Source organism: Cytobacillus praedii (assembly GCF_001439605.1).
Classification (GTDB): domain Bacteria; phylum Bacillota; class Bacilli; order Bacillales; family Cytobacillaceae; genus Cytobacillus; species Cytobacillus praedii.
Map to the genome: position 1 here is coordinate 332 of NZ_LMBX01000034.1, position 17,097 is coordinate 17,428.

Consider the following 17,097-nt stretch of genomic DNA (forward strand, 5'->3'; position numbering starts at 1 on the left):
ATTTTATTATGCCGGCCTAGCTCAATTGGTAGAGCAACTGACTTGTAATCAGTAGGTTGGGGGTTCAAGTCCTCTGGCCGGCATNAACTTTCGGAGGGGTAGCGAAGTGGCTAAACGCGGCGGACTGTAAATCCGCTCCTTCGGGTTCGGCGGTTCGAATCCGCCCCCCTCCACCATTATTTTTAATAGCAATATTAAAAATGGACAAGATGAAACTAGTCCTTTTTATTTTTAAGAATAATAATTGTTCTTTATGTAAATGATATTAGAATCATTGGGCTATAGCCAAGCGGTAAGGCATCGCACTTTGACTGCGACATGCGTTGGTTCGAATCCAGCTAGCCCAGCCANGAGCCATTAGCTCAGTCGGTAGAGCATCTGACTTTTAATCAGAGGGTCGAAGGTTCGAGTCCTTCATGGCTCATTTATATGAAAGAAGAAAAGACCTTAAGGGATTTATCCTTTTTGGTCTTTTTTCTCTTATATATTGTAATAAAAGAAATAGATTCTGAAATAAATTCATGAAGCCCAGTGTAAATGCTGCATACTTAAGCGACTAACTGTATTAATTTTTAGAATCTTACTCATTTTCCGTATATATATACATACTTTTGTCGAGTTGAGTCATTTCTTTTAATATGGTTAAAATAGAGTTAGATACAGGGATGAAGGGAGATTTTTTTCATGAAGAAACTTGCTATTATTGGGATGCCTATGGATTTAGGACAAATGAGACGCGGGGTAGATATGGGGCCAAGTGCTATCCGTTACGCTGGTATAAATGAAAGGTTAAAAAAATTATTTGATGAAGTTCATGATCGTGGAGATATTGCCATTGGAAGACCTGAAGTAGAGGTTGATCCAGAATCGAATCTAAGGAATTTGCATTTAATTGCTGAAAAGACAGAAATGCTTGCTAAGGAAGTCGATCAGGCAATTGAGGCTGGTTCATTTCCGTTAGTTCTTGGGGGAGATCATAGCATAGCGATTGGTACATTAGCTGGGGTGGCAAAGCATTATAATAATCTTGGTGTCATTTGGTATGATGCACATGGAGATTTAAATACAGCAGAAACGTCACCAACTGGGAATATACATGGGATGCCTCTTGCGGTAAGCCTCGGAATGGGACATCCGTTATTAACGAATGTTGCTGGATATGCACCGAAGATTAAGCCGGAAAATATAGTGATCATTGGTGCACGTTCATTAGATGATGGAGAAAGAGCGTTGATTAAGGAAAAAGGCATTAAGGTTTATACGATGCATGAGATTGACCGCATTGGTATGACGAAAGTGATGGAAGACTCAATCTCTTATTTAAAGGGCAAAACGGATGGTGTACATCTTTCTTTAGATTTAGATGGACTTGATCCTAATGATGCACCAGGTGTAGGAACTCCGGTGCTAGGAGGCATAAGCTACCGAGAAAGCCACTTAGCTATGGAGATGCTTGCTGAATCTGAAATTATTACATCAGCTGAATTTGTAGAAGTGAATCCGATTCTCGACGATAAAAATAAAACAGCAACTGTTGCTGTAGCCTTAATGGGGTCACTTTTTGGGGAAAAGTTATTATAGGTTCACTGAAAACAAGGACATAATGTTCTTGTTTTTTTATTAGGTATTATGATGAACCCCTATGATTATATTCTTTTGTATCATTAGAAAAAAATCATCCAAGTAAGTAAAAATTTGTTAATATAGATATGATGATTATTTTTTTAAAAAAAGTGAAACCTTTTCCGCTATCGATTCGTAATGTCGAATAGCCGCACTTTGAGCGGAGGTAAAGAAAATGGAAGCAATCGTAAAGAAAAGGATTAAACAAGTATTAAAGGGCGATCAGGATGCTTATGCAGAAGTGGTTGAAATATACGGAGAAAAGGTATTTCAAATCTGTTATAGAATGCTAGGAAATAGACATGAGGCGGAAGATATAGCTCAAGAGGCTTTTTTGAGGGCATACGTCAATATTCATAGCTTTAATATTAATCTTAAGTTCTCTTCATGGCTTTATCGAATAGCAACAAATCTCTGTATTGACCGAATCAGGAAGAAGAAACCTGATTATTATTTAGATGCAGAGGTGGCAGGAACAGACGGGCTGACCATGTATTCACAAATTGCATCAGATACAAGCTTGCCTGAAGACGATGTAGAGAGCTTAGAGCTGCAGGAAACTATCCAAAGAGAGATTTCTAAGCTTCCTGAAAAATACCGTACTGTTATTGTATTGAAGTATATCGAAGAGCTATCCTTAAATGAGATAAGTAAGATTCTGGATTTGCCCTTAGGTACGGTTAAGACTAGAATACACCGAGGAAGAGAAGCATTAAGAAACCAATTACGGCATGTATAATAAAAGAGGGTGAGAACTTTGAAGTGTCCAGCAGAAATGATCATTTATATGCATGAATATTTAGATGAAGAGATCTCAGCCGAAAATGAACAAGAATTAAGAGTGCATCTCCAAAGCTGTAAGGAGTGCCAAACCCATTTTCATGAGTTAAGAAAGACTATTGCTCTTGTTCAGAGTACTTCACATATAAATGTGCCATCTGATTTTACTGCAAAGGTGATGGCTAAACTGCCTAAAGAAAAGCGCAAGGTTGGTTTCCAGCGTTGGGTCAGGCATCATCCTTTATTTACGGCAGCTTCTTTATTCATCGTGCTTATGGCAGGGAGTTTATTTTCTTCATGGGAGCAGGATCATGAATTTTCAGTATCCAAGCAGCCAAATCTCATCGTCCAAAATGATACAGTCATTGTTCCAAAAGGAGAAGTTGTTAAAGGCGACGTGACTGTGAAGAATGGGAAAATCCAGATAGAGGGACAGGTTGAGGGCAATGTTACTGTTATCAATGGAGAAAAGTACCTTGCTTCTGCAGGTCAAGTGACGGGGGAAATTAAAGAAGTAAATGCCATTTTTGATTGGCTGTGGTATCACATCAAAAAAACTGCAACAGAGGTCGTTACTATCTTTGATCAAGAAGAACCAGAAGCAGCGAAGTAAAATGAAGGAACACTGCATGTATGCAGTGTTCTTATTTTTTATTTCAAACATGTTCCTCATTGGAATGGGATTGCTTTCAGTGATATAATATGGAAGTTACGAAAGGAATAGAACTAATCGTATTTTGAACAGTCTGTCTCTAGCCCGAAGAGTTCATTCAATAAGGGCAAGACGCATGTGCTGTATTAATATATTTTTGGAGGAAGGATAATGTCGTTGTTTTCAGATTTCTCTATACTGAAATTTTTGGCTAATACTGTTGACATTCTCCTTGTATGGTTCGTCATCTATAAGCTCATTACCATCGTACGTGGGACAAAAGCTGTTCAATTAGTAAAAGGAATATTTGTGATACTCCTCGTGAAAATTATCAGCGATACTTTCCACCTGCAAACATTGGGATGGATGATGGAACAAGTACTTATTTGGGGATTTTTGGCAATCGCAATCATTTTCCAGCCCGAGCTTAGAAGGGCACTTGAACAATTAGGAAGAGGACGCCTTTTTTCCAGAAGCGGCAATCAAGAGGGCGAAGATCAGGAGAAAATGGTTGAGGCGATTGTTAAAGCTGTTGATTATATGGCAAAGCGCCGTATTGGTGCGCTTATTTCCGTAGAGCGCGAAACGGGAATGGGGGATTATATTGAAACAGGTATTCCTCTTGAATCAAAGATATCCTCTGAATTGCTAATAAATATCTTTATTCCAAACACTCCATTACATGATGGGGCTGTTATTTTACAAAAGAATACGGTGGCTGCTGCTGCATGCTATCTGCCATTGTCAGAAAGTCCGTTTATTTCAAAAGAGCTTGGAACACGACATCGCGCTGCTCTTGGAATAAGTGAAGTAACAGATAGTTTAACCGTAATCGTATCAGAGGAGACCGGCAGTGTTTCGCTAACGAAAAATGGCGAGCTGCACAGGGATTTGAAATCAGAGGCATTTAAAGAATTGCTTACTAATGAATTAATCTTTAAAAATAATGTAAAACAAACTTCTTCAGGGCGTTGGAACTGGAGGGTGAAGAAAAATGGATAAATTTATTGATAAGCTTGTTGATACACGCTGGTTTATGAAAATAGTTGCTTTAATTCTTGCATTACTTCTTTTCCAATCCGTATATGATCCAATTAAAAATGTATCCAATGTAAATGTCCCAGGAGAACAAGACTCAGAGGTTCTAACTGATGTTCCTGTAAAGACGTATTATGATACAGAGAACTTAATTGTTACTGGTATACCAGATACGGTTGAACTTACTATAAAAGGACCAAAAAATGTACTTCTGCAAGCAAAAGTACAAAGGAATTTTGAAGTGTATGTGGATTTATCTGATGCTGAGATAGGAACGGAAAGGGTCCCAATCAAAATTAGGGATATTTCGGATAAATTAGATGTGACCATAGATCCAGCATATGTCAATGTAAGTATACAAGAGAAGGTTACAAAGGAATATAAAGTTGATGTTGATTTTGATCAGTCATTGATTGAAGATGGCTATATTTCAGAAGCTCCTGAGGCAGAGCCAAAGAGAGTGAAGATTACTGGTGCGAAAGATGTAATGGAAAGAATCACCTATGTAAAAGCCGCTGTCAATATAAAAGATCCGATAAGGGAAACTGTTCGAAGAGAAGCTCAAGTTCTTGTATTAGATAAGAACATGAATAAGCTTGATGTGATAATCGATCAGCAAACGGTGGATGTAATTATTCCTGTTAAAAGCTTGAGTAAGGTCGTACCAATTAAAATCGTTGAAAAGGGAAGTCCGCCAGAGAATATTTCTGTTGAATCGATATCACTTGATGTAAACGAGGCAAAGATTTATGGCAGTCAAGAGGTGCTAGATAAAACGGAAAATGTAAGAGTGGAAGTGGACCTTAGCCAAATTAATGGAAATACAGAAATCACTTTGCCAGTCATTATTTCGGATGATATAAAAGAAGTTAATCCTAAGACTGTAAAAACAACAATAAAGACGAGTGAAAAGAATAGTGAAACAAGTAAAAATGATGAAGAGGCAGATGAACACAAGATGTTCTCAAATCTCCAGATTCATCTAACTGGACTAGCCAGCGAACTTGAAGCGTCTCTTCAGGCACCAGCAAATGGGGCTAGTTTAACTGTTACGGGGAAAAGCGATAAGATTGCAGAACTGCAGGCGAGTGACTTTAATGTCTTTCTTGATTTAGCTAATTTAACTGTAGGGGACCATGAAGTGAAAATTAGTGTCAAAGGTCCGGCAGATGTGGATTGGAAACTGGCGACGGAAACGGCAAAAATATCAATTACTCAAAAAGAAGTATAAGCTAGAATAATGAAAGAAGGAGCGATACAGGTATGGGTAAATATTTCGGTACGGATGGAGTACGCGGGGTCGCAAATAGTGAATTAACCCCTGAATTGGCCTTTAAATTAGGCCGATGTGGAGGATATGTTTTAACCAAGGATAAAAATCATCCAAAGGTTTTAATTGGTCGTGATACACGAATTTCAGGCCATATGCTTGAAGGTGCTTTAGTAGCAGGCTTATTATCCATTGGAGCGGAGGTAATGCGTTTAGGTGTTCTCTCAACTCCAGGTGTTGCCTATTTAACGAAGGCACTTGGTGCAGAAGCGGGAGTAATGATTTCTGCCTCTCATAACCCTGTGGCTGATAATGGGATTAAATTTTTCGGTCCAGATGGATTTAAACTTTCAGATGAGCAGGAGCTTGAGATTGAAAGCTTAATGGATATGGAAGAGGATCAGCTGCCTAGACCAGTTGGCGGTGATCTAGGACAAGTAAATGATTATTTCGAAGGCGGACAGAAATACCTTCAATATTTGAAGCAGACTGTGGATGAGGACTTCTCAGGCATACATATTGCGTTAGATTGTGCACATGGAGCAACATCTTCACTAGCTTCTCACCTGTTTGCTGACCTAGATGCGGATTTATCCATGATTGGGGCTTCCCCAAATGGGATAAATATTAATGAGGGTGTTGGTTCTACACATCCAGAAACACTGGCTGCATTTGTGAAAGAAAAAGAAGCAGATATTGGACTTGCCTTTGATGGAGATGGAGATCGTTTGATTGCCATTGACGAGAATGGCGACATTGTTGATGGTGATCAAATTATGTACATTTGCGGAAAGTATTTGAAGGAACAAGGACGTTTAAAGCATAGTACAGTTGTTTCAACAGTTATGAGCAACCTAGGCTTCTACAAGGCACTTGAAGCAAATGAGATCGAAAGTATTCAAACAGCGGTTGGCGACAGATATGTGGTCGAAGAAATGAAGAAGAATGGGTATAATCTTGGCGGTGAACAATCTGGCCATATTATCTTCCTGGATTATGTTACAACAGGGGACGGGCTCTTATCAGGATTGCAGCTCGTAAATATTATGAAAATGACGAAGAAACCATTATCAGAGCTGGCAAAAGAAATGCAAAAGTTTCCGCAAAAGCTTGTTAATATTCGAGTAACTGATAAGCATCATGTAACAGACAATGAGAAAGTACGTGCGATTATTACTGAGGTTGAAAATGAAATGAATGGAAACGGCCGGATATTAGTACGCCCTTCGGGAACGGAGCCACTTGTACGTGTGATGGCGGAAGCGGCAACAGAAGAGCTGTGCAATGACTATGTTGAACGTATTGCAGCAGTTGTAAAGCAAGAAATGGGTTTAGACGAAGAATAAGATAAGGATATGCATAAGGGAACGAAAGGACTCCCTTATGCATATTTTATTTTAAAGGGGTGTTCAAGGATCTCCCCTTTCGTTTTTGGTTGACTAGTTTCTGCCTATATTGTATGATTATCGTGCTTTGTAAACTTTTTTACAAAATAGTGTTTAAAAAAAGGAAAGGTGGGCAGTAGACAAATAGAATGAAAATGAAATAGAAGCGCCTGGACTAATTCCGATCGGACTGGGGATTAGTTGACGAGGAGGAGGTTTATCGAACAATCGGCGGATGCCTCCCGGTTAAAGCGAACCGTCATCTCTGCTTTAAAGCATTAAGGTAACTTAATGGACAAAGAGTAGGGAATGCTAATTTACAAAGCATAAAACTATCGTGTGGAGTTGTCTGACATCATACGAATATAAACTTAACTATAGAGATAAGGGGCAAGTATGCCCTAATTGGCTTCTTGCCCCTTCTCATCAGGAGGAAAGAAGTATGTGCGGAATTGTAGGATATATTGGATTAAGTGATACGAAGGAAATTTTATTAAGAGGCTTAGAAAAGCTTGAATATAGAGGCTATGACTCAGCGGGAATTGCTGTAATCAATGACAAAGGCGTTCATGTTTTTAAAGAAAAAGGCCGTATAGCGGATTTACGAAATACTGTTGACTTAGATGTGCTTGCACAGACTGGAATAGGTCACACTCGCTGGGCAACTCATGGAGTACCAAGCACGATCAATTCCCACCCCCATCAAAGTGCATCTGGCCGTTTTACACTAGTGCATAATGGGGTCATTGAGAACTACGAAATCTTAAAGCGTGAATACCTTCAGGATGTGAACTTTACGAGCGAAACAGATACAGAGGTTATCGTTCAGCTAATCGAAGTATTTGCTGGTGAAGGGCTAGGTACTGAAGAAGCATTCCGCAAAACGCTTAAGCTGCTAAAAGGGTCTTATGCACTTGCACTTTTGGATGAACAAAATGAGGAAACAATTTTTGTGGCAAAGAACAAGAGCCCGCTTTTAGTCGGTTTGGGTGACTCCTTTAATGTAGTTGCTTCTGATGCGATGGCGATGCTGCAAGTGACAGATCAATATGTAGAGCTGATGGATAAAGAAATGGTAATCGTGACAAGAAATGCCGTTACGATTAAAAATCTTGACGGGGATGTTATTACCCGTGAGGCGTATACAGCTGAACTTGATGCAAGTGATATTGAAAAAGGCACATACCCTCACTATATGCTTAAAGAAATTGATGAGCAGCCTTTAGTGATGCGCAAAATTATTCAGAAGTATCAAAATGGCAATGGCGAGCTAACGATCGATCCAGAAATTATAGCTGCCATGAATGATGCAGACCGTATTTACATTATTGCAGCAGGTACTTCCTATCATGCTGGGCTTGTTGGAAAGCAGTTCATTGAAAAACTAGCAAAAATTCCAGTAGAGGTACACATCTCAAGTGAATTTGGCTATAACATGCCAATGCTTTCTGAAAAGCCATTGTTCATCTTCATCACACAAAGCGGAGAAACAGCTGACAGCCGTGCGGTTCTTGTTCAGGTGAAGGAAATGGGTTATAAAGCCATTACAATCACCAATGTACAAGGCTCTACTCTGTCACGCGAAGCAGATTATACGCTGTTGCTCCATGCTGGTCCTGAGATTGCCGTTGCTTCGACAAAAGCATATACAGCACAGCTAGCAGTATTAGTTATCTTAGCTGAAGTGACTGCGAAAAGCCGTGGCATGGAACCGAATTTCAATCTTGTTCGGGAGCTGGGCATTATCGCCAATGCGATGGAAGTGCTTTGTGATGAAAAGGAAGAATTTGAATCGATTGCCCGCGAGTTTCTAACTGTTACCCGCAACGCCTTCTTCATCGGCCGTGGCATTGATTTCTATGTTGGCCTAGAAGGTGCGCTTAAGCTGAAAGAAATTTCTTATATTCAGGCGGAAGGATTTGCTGGAGGCGAGCTAAAGCATGGAACAATCGCTTTAATTGAAGAAGGCACACCTGTTATCGCAATAGCAACACAAGAAAATGTTAATTTAGGTATTCGCGGAAACGTGAAAGAAGTCGTTGCCCGCGGTGCTTATCCGTGCATCATTTCCATGAAAGGACTGGAATCTGAAGGCGACACCTTCGTTATCCCAGAAGTGCACGAATTATTAACACCCCTTATCTCTGTTTTACCATTACAACTGATTTCTTACTACGCTGCCCTGCACCGTGAATGCGATGTTGATAAACCGAGAAACTTGGCTAAGAGTGTGACGGTGGAGTAGGCAGGAAAAGTTTTAGTTAATTGTGTTTTTTAAAAAGTAAGTTATACGCTGTTAAAAGTAAGTTATACTCTATTAAAAGTAAGTTGTACTCTTTAAAAATAAGTTGTACTCTAGAGAATCTAAAGGAATGTCTCGATTTTGGAGACATTCCTTTTTTCTAATTAAAAATATTTAATTCCTTATTCCGCAATCGCGCCCGTTCGTAATATAAGTTTAGCCAGTTTTTACTGGTTGAACTTTTTTTATTTGGTTTTATTATAGCGGTAGTCGGAGTAGAACGTAGCGCCCGTGGGACTTGATCCCGTCAGCAAAACTGTTCACTCCCTACTTGTATAAGCATGTTTCAGGCTGGTTGGGACAATGATCCCGTTTAACAAGCGAACCTATGATAGTACAAGCAGCTCTAGGGACAACCGACTAATTTTAATTTCTAAGGAGGAGATGATGATGAATCCAGTAGTAGGTCTGGATGTTTCTAAAGGGGAAAGTCAGGTACAAGCATTCTTGGATAAGGGTCTACCTTTTCGTAAAAGTTTTAGTGTAAAGCATACAGTGGAGGGCTTTGAAAATTTATTAGGATTCTTAAAAGAGATTGAAAGAGTAGCTGATGGTAAGCAACCTTCGGTTATATTAGAATCAACAGGACATTACCACTCTCCTGTAATTCAATTTTTGGAGGAACAGCAATATGTTTATATTATTGTGAATCCCCTTATCTCTCATCGAGCAAGAAGCGCAAGTTTAAGAAAGGTAAAAACAGACGCTGTCGATGCCTATCTTCTTTGCGAACTATACTACAATGAAGAAATTGAGCCGTATAAGAAAAGAGGTATTCAACTCTTAAACCTTCGTAATCTGACAAGGCAACAAGAAACAATTTCAGGTATCTCTACACAAACCAAGCTACAGCTTCTAACAGTGTTAGATCAAGTATTTCCCGAATATAGAGGTGTCTTTGGTAATTTATATTCAAAAGTCTCTTTACAAACTCTTTCCTTATTTCCTACTTCTGAACATGTACTAAATACTACAGAATCCGTATTAACTGACAAGATTGTATCGCTATGTACCAGACGTTCAGAAAAGTGGGCAAAAGAAAAAGCACAAAAACTTATTGAGGCTGCACGACGAAATCCATTTCAAAACAATTTGTATGAAAGCCATATTTTTAACCTAAAGATGTTAATTACTATCGTTCTTCAATATCAAGAGCATCTATCACAACTAGAAACTAAAATAGATGCCCTCGCTAAAGAAATTGAAGAATATAAGATTATCCAGTCTATCCCTGGTATCGGAGAAAAGATTGCGGCAACAATCATTTCCGAAGTTGGAGAAATAGATCGGTTTAATCACCCTAAAAAGTTAGTTGCCTTTGCAGGAATAGATCCTAGTGTTTACTCTTCTGGAAGGTTTACAGCGACCAACAATCGCATAACGAAAAGAGGATCTAGAAGGTTAAGGCAAGCATTATATATGGCTGTGTACTGTGGAATTCGAGATGCCCGTAAACAAAAGACGAGCGACACCGTTATACCTCGGAACAAAAAATTAAGAGAGTTTTACGATAAAAAACGCGATGAAGGTAAACCCTATAGAGTAGCGATAATTGCTTGTGTTAATAAGCTTTTACACTTGATTTATGCACTTTTAAAGAGCAAAACTACTTTCCAAGAGTTAGCATAAAAACTATATTTAACAACATTAAACAAAACCTTCCAACAAAGAAAATCAGGAAGGTTATTTGGCATACTCATTTTTAGTATATCATCTAATTTTTCATTTTTTTATTGAAAAATGTTGACAACTATTAGCTGGTTTTGTTGAAGAACGTTATTGAACTAAAGCTCCCTATAGTTTAAGTAAAATACTTCACATAAACGTGGTACTTTCTTTTGTTGTATTCTAATCTACTCAATCAATTCACTTTTTCTGGTACTATATTTAAAATAATTAAATACACTTTATCATTGTTGAATTCACCTACATAGACTACTTGATGAATTTCCAGTGCTTCACCTTCTCTGAGTGGTTTAGTTTCATTTATTACATCTTCAAGGTGTTTTTCAAAGGAGAAATCACTATAGTAATTTCGAATTGTCCATTCAATAATAATCTGGTTCTGTAATCGCATTTAATAACCCCTTTCACTTTTGTATCTATGTGATAAACCTGCCCATTTGTTACATAAGAAAAGCCGCCTGAATTGGCAGCTGATCTTGAATATAACCAACTGCTAGATGAATAAAGTTTTTTCTCTTCTCAATAATGATAAATCCATGAAATAGCAAACATTAAATGGTGATTAAAAAGGTTGTTACTGTAATTTTACTCACCAATTACTCGATATTTCTTGTGTCTATGTTCGACTATGCTTTCAGCGGAATATGTGGAAAGCTCAATTAGTGAGTTTTTAATAATATTCTTTAGAGCCAAGGCTTGCTCATTATGATTATTATGTGCCCCACCTTTAACCTCTGGAATTACTTCATCTATAACTCCTAATTCCTTTAAATCTGGTGCGGTTATCTTCATTAAATTGGCCGCAAGTTGCCCTTTTAAACTATCTTTCCAAAGTATATTTGCTGCGGACTCAGGGGCTATTACAGAGAACCAAGTATTCTCTAACATATGTATGTGATTTCCTACCCCTATTGCTAAAGCCCCTCCACTTGCTCCTTCACCAATAATGATACAGATGATTGGGACTTTTAATCCTGACATCTCAAAAATATTTTCAGCAATTGCTCTGGATTGTCCTCTTTCTTCTGCATCCTTACCCGGAAAGGCACCTTTTGTATCTATGAATGTTATAATAGGTCGATTAAATTTTTCAGCTTGTTTCATTAATCTTAGGGCTTTTCGGTACCCTTCTGGATTTGGCATTCCAAAATTTCTTAATATGTTTTCCTTGGTATCTCTTCCTCTTTGCTGACCTATTAAAGTAACAGGCAATCCTTCAAACTTTGCTATCCCACCAACAATCGCTTTATCGTCGCCATAATAACGGTCACCATGTAATTCCATAAAGTTTTCAAACAATAATGGAATATAATCAAGAGTAGTTGGTCGTTTTGGATGCCGAGCAATTTGAACTCTTTGCCAAGGTGTCAAATTATTGTATATTTCACTTTCTAATTTTTCAATTCTTTGTTCAAATTTTAACATCTCATTTGATAAGTCAACATTATTATCAACCATAAAATTTTGTAGTTCCGACAGCTTATCCCTAAGCTCCACTAATGGTTTTTCAAATTCTAAATAATTATTGATTTTAGACACCTCCGATAATAATAATTATCTTTATTTTCGATAGTTATTCAAAATTCCCTTCTTATTAAGCTAAACTGCCCCGTTAGCTAGGTACAGTTCTTCACAATTTCAACTTTTCTATAAAGAGTTCTTCCACTAAATGGCCAGATTGTTGAAGAACGTTATCTTACTAAAACCCCAATTTGTTGAAGAATAAACTAATTTCTGGTTCTTACAAGACGAAATATACTTAGTAATAAAAACAATATACTTAATGTCCATAGGATACCTGCGATAGCAATATTAAATGATGCCTTCTCTGAACCCATACCCGTTGGATATTCAAACGTATTCATTGATATCAGTAGATGATATCCCGCAAATGCGAATAAGACTAAGTAAATTAAAAGGTAAACAAATGAACGTACATCAAATTTACGATTTGTCCAAAGAACAACCAAAAAAATAAACTGTATTGCCATTACAATTCCAAATCCCCAATTCAACATTCCGTAAACCTCTTCTTCTAAAAACATAGTTACTAATTTCCCCCTTTCTAGATATATTTTATTAAACTATCCTGATTAGGTAGTTTAAGTAAATTTCTTCACAACACCTTACTATCAATACCATAAGTATTAAATATTTCTTGTTAATAATCCTCCATTAAATGGCCCTTTAATAAAAAGACGCGTCCTAAATAAACGCGCCCGATTGCTTAATACTGTAAAATCCATAAGTACTGCAAAAATGGTTTCCAAATTATTTTACTAAAATCACCCTTTATCAAAATAAGCTCATATTTATTACCAAGTTATCAAATAATATTCAGGATGTAGAAAAATCGAAAAGGGTGACAAGATGGAAAAGGAAAATCTAAAACTCACATCATCCGAAATAGGAAGTTTGTGGGGAGAGTATGTAAATGGAACAGCTGTTGATATTGTTAATAGATATATGGTCTCTATTATTGAGGATGAGCAAATTAAAGCTGTTTTTGAGGATGCTATCAAGACATTCGAAAAGCAAAAACAACAAATCGTTACTTTTATGAAAAATGAGGGGTTTCCAGTTCCAATTGGATTTACTGAATCAGACCTCTTTAAGGGTAAACAGAGGTTGTTCACAGATATATTTTGCCTAAATTATTTACATATCATGACATTACATGGTTTACTAGGACACACAACTTCATTGGGCGTTTCTGTAAGAGAGGACTTACGGTATTTTTACGACTCCTGTGATAATGATGGGAAAAGGATGTATCATCAAACAATTGATCTATTGCTTGCGAAAGGAAGTTTTCAGAGAGACCCTTTATTTTATCCGGCTAAAAACCCTGAATATGTTTCTAGCCAAGATTTCAAAGATGGAATTTTCGGAAAGGGTAGAATGTTAGCAGCGACAGAAATCATAAGCATTTCTTTCAACCTAAAAAAAAGTATTATGGCAAAAACTCTTTCAATCGCATTCAGCCAAGTCGCACAAACAAAAGAAGTAAGAAAGTTTTTAATGGACTCCGAGAAAACGGCTGATGGACAAATAAAATCATTTACAAAAATAATGCAAACCGATAATTTACCAGCTCCGAAATCTTTGGAAACAGAAGTGACAACTTCAACGGACTCTCCATTTTCAGATAAGTTAATGTTGTATCATATTGGTTTCTTATTCCAAGCTGCACAAGCGTATCACGGAGCAGGTTTAGCATCCGCAATGCGAACAGACCTTGTAGCCACTTACGAAAGCACTATTCTACAAAATCTTATGGTAACGAAGAAATGGTTTAATATTATGGTGCAAAATAAATGGTTAGAACAGCCTCCACTTGCTCCTAATAGAAAAGAAATTGCAAAAGAAAAGTAATAGAAATGCAATATGAGTATTTATAAATGAATAGGAATCCATTTGAAAAACTAATGTGGAGCATTGCACTTCCAGGGTTAGGGCAGTTTTTAAACGGAAAACAATTTAAAGGCACAGCATTATTGATACTGGAATTTCTGATTAATGTACAAGCAAATTTTAATCAGGTCATAATTCTTAGTTTTCATGGGGAAATTGTTGATGCCATAAAACATGCAGATTATCAGTGGTTGATGTTTTATCCTTGTTTGTACTTTTTTTCTATTTGGGATGCAGTAAAAGATGCAGGTGGAGGAAAAGACATTTATTCTTTTCTTCCGTATGTGTTCGCTGCATTTTTTGTAACAGTAGGATTGATTTTTTCCTCAAGCTTAACGATATTTGGAGTTTTATTGGGTCCTGTATGGCTCCCAATATTGTTTGTTTTTCCTGGAATAATAATCGGATTTATTATTAAAAAAATCATAAATAACACTTCTTAAAAAACCATCCTCTATCTACTATTTAAAAGAGGATGGTTATTATGTGAATAAGCAAGAAGTACTTCATTAAATGGTCCGTTTGTAGAATAAGAAAAATCCATCCTGAATATCAACACAGGATTTTTAATCAAATTTTTGTTATAAATGATCAATCCTTTTTATAAAACTATAGTAAAACATGTTACTCAACTAACCTGCTTTACATGTGGCCTTTCAGATAAGATAAAAGGCAAAAAAATAACTATTAAATCGCAAATGCGGGTTAATAGTTATTTTAGGGACTGATTTATTTTGTATGCCCCTTATTTTAAGATTTAAATTTCTTCTAAAACTTCGTCATAATCAAAAAGTGTTAACTGCTCAAACCCTATAGTCGGTAAGTTCATACCATTGCGTAGTCTATCGACATATTGCTTACCTAGTTGGAGAAAAGCAGTATCTGTATTAGGGTGTGATTTACTGTTAATCCTTTTAATTTCCCACTTTTTGTTTGAGCTGTTCCAAACAATGTAGCTAGAAAATTCATTAGAAGCCATTTCTTTTAAAATTTTCTTAATTTTCCCAACGACAGATTTCTTTATATCAATCCCAATTACGTTATTTAGCCCGGGAATACCACAATAGGTTTCTTCTGTAATCTTATCTACTGAAAATTCCATCATGTCTAACTTTGCATACTGGAAAATCTTATTTATTATTCGTGGAGCAATATGATGGAGTTTGGATTCTTTATCATAAAATATAAATGTAGGGATTTTTAAAGTATCAAAAAGAATATTTTTAAGTTTTAAGTAAAGCTCATTATCAATTAATTGTTCAGTAGATATTTCAATTGAACTTGTTTTCTGATCAACCAAAAGTAAAGGAAAGGTAAAGCCATTAAGTTGAATGAATTCTTTTACTAAAGACTCTCTGCTTTTGTTTATTCCAATTATTGTTTGTAGACGATGATTATCCAAATCTTGATAAAATGCTCCTCCTAACAATAGGTATTGTTTAATAGGAAGACTTTGATATTTGTTTAATTGGTCTGAAGTTAAATTGCTTGCTTTAAAGCCTTTGAGTTCAAAGCCTAAAGATATGTCTTTAACCTGATTAGATAGGTATATATCATACTTTATTGTTCCCATATTTGTTAAAACAGATCGATCAATAGAGACGATTTTATATCCTTCTTTAAAAAAGATATTATCAATATCACCCGTTTTTGATTCTAAGCTCATAGTAATAATTAAATTTAATAAATCTAATTCACTATATAATTGAAAAGAATTCATGTTCCCCTGCTCCCTCCTTAAAGTAAGAAGTAGCGTCAATTGACTGGTGAATATTTGTTAATAAACGTGAAATAGTGTTTCCACAAGAATCCTTTGGTAGTAGAACTCTTATTAAGTTTGGCATTATTTCAAACTCCAAACTATTTCCAAAATTTCCGGAATGTAAATCAACTGAGTTCACTCTACAATATGTTTCATCTCTCCAATCAGGTACTCCCCACAAATAATAGGGTTTTTTACCAGAGAATATTGTGTCTACCAATTTTTTTAAATTAATATTGGTTCGATTAATATGTATCTCAATGGGTTGTCCTTTAAGACTATGAGTATTTGGATCAAAGCTATATGAAAATTTCTCTTCTAAATTTATAATTTTAGAACTATAGTTCATTAGGATGTTTTGTATTATTGAATGGTGTTTGGAAAAAGATGTCCCTCTTCCGGTAATCTTTCCAAAATAAGTTATATCATCAACTATAAAATCTTGGCTTTCAATCGTGCTATCTAAAAGGGTAACTTTATTTATACCAATAACCTCTTTTAAATCTGAAGTCTCTAATAGTGTTAACATCTGATTTACATAAAGTCGTCTAATATCTAAATTTAGAGTGTTTTGGTTTGGAAATAAAAAATCATCCATTTCATCTTTTTTTAGATATTCCGTAAAAGATATCCCCATCCCATATATATCCCCAAACCTTTTTAAACCCTTTAAAAACGGTATTGGAAGCCAGATATTATCTATTTTTCTGTCCTTTAAAATAATTTTATGGACAAGATCGCTATGTTTAGCTTTTACAGAAGCATGAAGTACCCAAAAGCGTTTTTGTGATATATCTAAATACATTTCTCCAACATTTGAGTCAATGACAAAAAGTTGCTCATCCTCAGTTTCTTTTAATTTTATTGATATCTTCCGTTGGTTTTTAAAAATTTCCTGAAGAAAGGCAGCTACACTATCATGGGAAGGGGTAGAATTATGAGCAACATGGTTTTCAATAATATAGGATTTTAATTGGTTAGTTTCATTCTTTTTTTCATCCTTAAAACGTTCAAAGTTTTTAATTAAAACCTCATCAAATTTAGAAATCATTTCGCTTCTATTTTTAACCATAATCTATCCCTCCTTTTGTACTATAGATTTATACTCCAATTTTATTATATTTCTCACCACTATTGGGGGTTTTTTTTTATTTTATGAATTATTTGTGTTTGATTGTGAGTCAT

General features: G+C 36.2%; 15 protein-coding genes and 4 tRNA genes. 14 read left to right on the forward strand and 5 right to left on the reverse strand.

Going from position 1 to position 17,097, the window contains the following annotated elements; genetic code table 11:
- Positions 1 to 10 precede the first annotated feature (10 nt).
- The 12 genes from ASU02_RS23005 to ASU02_RS23060 all read left to right on the forward strand — a co-directional run bounded on the left by ASU02_RS23005 (position 11) and on the right by ASU02_RS23060 (position 10,679).
- Positions 11 to 83: transfer RNA gene (locus tag ASU02_RS23005), tRNA-Thr, on the forward strand.
- Positions 84 to 92: 9 nt separating this feature from the next.
- Positions 93 to 176: transfer RNA gene (locus tag ASU02_RS23010), tRNA-Tyr, on the forward strand.
- A gap of 99 nt (positions 177 to 275) precedes the next feature.
- Positions 276 to 350, forward strand: a tRNA-Gln gene (locus tag ASU02_RS23015).
- A 1-nt stretch (position 351) separates the two neighbouring features.
- A tRNA-Lys gene (locus tag ASU02_RS23020) sits at positions 352 to 424 on the forward strand.
- A gap of 260 nt (positions 425 to 684) precedes the next feature.
- A complete protein-coding gene (gene rocF / locus ASU02_RS23025) occupies positions 685 to 1,581 on the forward strand; it encodes an arginase (RefSeq protein WP_057767765.1) in 897 nt (298 codons plus the stop codon).
- A gap of 217 nt (positions 1,582 to 1,798) precedes the next feature.
- Positions 1,799 to 2,362, forward strand: coding sequence for an RNA polymerase sigma factor SigW (gene sigW, locus ASU02_RS23030; RefSeq protein ID WP_053477963.1), 564 nt, complete (start codon positions 1,799 to 1,801; stop codon positions 2,360 to 2,362).
- An 18-nt stretch (positions 2,363 to 2,380) separates the two neighbouring features.
- Positions 2,381 to 3,016: an anti-sigma factor family protein gene (locus tag ASU02_RS23035; RefSeq protein WP_057767766.1), complete on the forward strand. Its 636-nt coding sequence runs from the start codon at positions 2,381 to 2,383 to the stop codon at positions 3,014 to 3,016.
- A gap of 210 nt (positions 3,017 to 3,226) precedes the next feature.
- On the forward strand, positions 3,227 to 4,057 hold the full coding sequence (gene cdaA / locus ASU02_RS23040) for a diadenylate cyclase CdaA (protein WP_057767767.1): 831 nt from the start codon (positions 3,227 to 3,229) through the stop codon (positions 4,055 to 4,057).
- The gene (locus ASU02_RS23045) at positions 4,050 to 5,324 is read left to right on the forward strand and encodes a CdaR family protein (protein ID WP_057767768.1); all 1,275 of its coding nucleotides are present in this window, start codon (positions 4,050 to 4,052) and stop codon (positions 5,322 to 5,324) included. The genes cdaA and ASU02_RS23045 overlap by 8 nt, the downstream gene beginning before the upstream one ends.
- Before the next feature lie 32 nt (positions 5,325 to 5,356).
- A complete protein-coding gene (gene glmM / locus ASU02_RS23050) occupies positions 5,357 to 6,709 on the forward strand; it encodes a phosphoglucosamine mutase (RefSeq protein WP_057767769.1) in 1,353 nt (450 codons plus the stop codon).
- A 481-nt stretch (positions 6,710 to 7,190) separates the two neighbouring features.
- Complete coding sequence (gene glmS, locus ASU02_RS23055; RefSeq protein WP_057767770.1) at positions 7,191 to 8,993, forward strand: glutamine--fructose-6-phosphate transaminase (isomerizing); 1,803 nt, start codon at positions 7,191 to 7,193, stop codon at positions 8,991 to 8,993.
- Positions 8,994 to 9,440: 447 nt separating this feature from the next.
- Complete coding sequence (locus tag ASU02_RS23060) at positions 9,441 to 10,679, forward strand: IS110 family RNA-guided transposase (protein ID WP_057767771.1); 1,239 nt, start codon at positions 9,441 to 9,443, stop codon at positions 10,677 to 10,679.
- Between the two features lie 232 nt (positions 10,680 to 10,911).
- On the opposite strand, the gene ASU02_RS23065 is transcribed toward ASU02_RS23060, so the two are convergent.
- The 3 genes from ASU02_RS23065 to ASU02_RS23075 form a co-directional block, all read right to left on the reverse strand.
- Entirely contained in the window at positions 10,912 to 11,127 is a 216-nt protein-coding gene (locus ASU02_RS23065; protein WP_057767772.1) for a hypothetical protein, read from the reverse strand.
- Positions 11,128 to 11,321: 194 nt separating this feature from the next.
- Entirely contained in the window at positions 11,322 to 12,266 is a 945-nt protein-coding gene (locus ASU02_RS23070; protein ID WP_057767800.1) for an acetyl-CoA carboxylase carboxyltransferase subunit alpha, read from the reverse strand.
- A gap of 197 nt (positions 12,267 to 12,463) precedes the next feature.
- Positions 12,464 to 12,754, reverse strand: a complete 291-nt coding sequence (locus ASU02_RS23075; RefSeq protein ID WP_131238100.1) for a hypothetical protein — start codon at positions 12,752 to 12,754, stop codon at positions 12,464 to 12,466.
- 352 nt (positions 12,755 to 13,106) lie between these two features.
- On the opposite strand from ASU02_RS23075, the gene ASU02_RS23080 reads away from it, so the two are divergent.
- Both ASU02_RS23080 and ASU02_RS23085 read left to right on the forward strand, forming a co-directional pair.
- The gene (locus ASU02_RS23080) at positions 13,107 to 14,111 is read left to right on the forward strand and encodes a DUF3231 family protein (protein ID WP_057767774.1); all 1,005 of its coding nucleotides are present in this window, start codon (positions 13,107 to 13,109) and stop codon (positions 14,109 to 14,111) included.
- 26 nt (positions 14,112 to 14,137) lie between these two features.
- Positions 14,138 to 14,593 carry a hypothetical protein gene (locus tag ASU02_RS23085; protein ID WP_057767775.1) on the forward strand — a complete coding sequence of 152 codons (456 nt, stop codon included), beginning with the start codon at positions 14,138 to 14,140 and terminating at the stop codon, positions 14,591 to 14,593.
- 314 nt (positions 14,594 to 14,907) lie between these two features.
- Here the strand turns inward: ASU02_RS23085 and ASU02_RS23090 are convergent, their stop codons facing one another.
- Positions 14,908 to 15,870 carry a hypothetical protein gene (locus ASU02_RS23090; RefSeq protein ID WP_057767776.1) on the reverse strand — a complete coding sequence of 321 codons (963 nt, stop codon included), beginning with the start codon at positions 15,868 to 15,870 and terminating at the stop codon, positions 14,908 to 14,910.
- On the reverse strand, positions 15,848 to 16,984 hold the full coding sequence (locus tag ASU02_RS23095) for a hypothetical protein (RefSeq protein ID WP_057767777.1): 1,137 nt from the start codon (positions 16,982 to 16,984) through the stop codon (positions 15,848 to 15,850). The genes ASU02_RS23090 and ASU02_RS23095 overlap by 23 nt, the downstream gene beginning before the upstream one ends.
- Between the last annotated feature and the right edge of the window lie 113 nt (positions 16,985 to 17,097).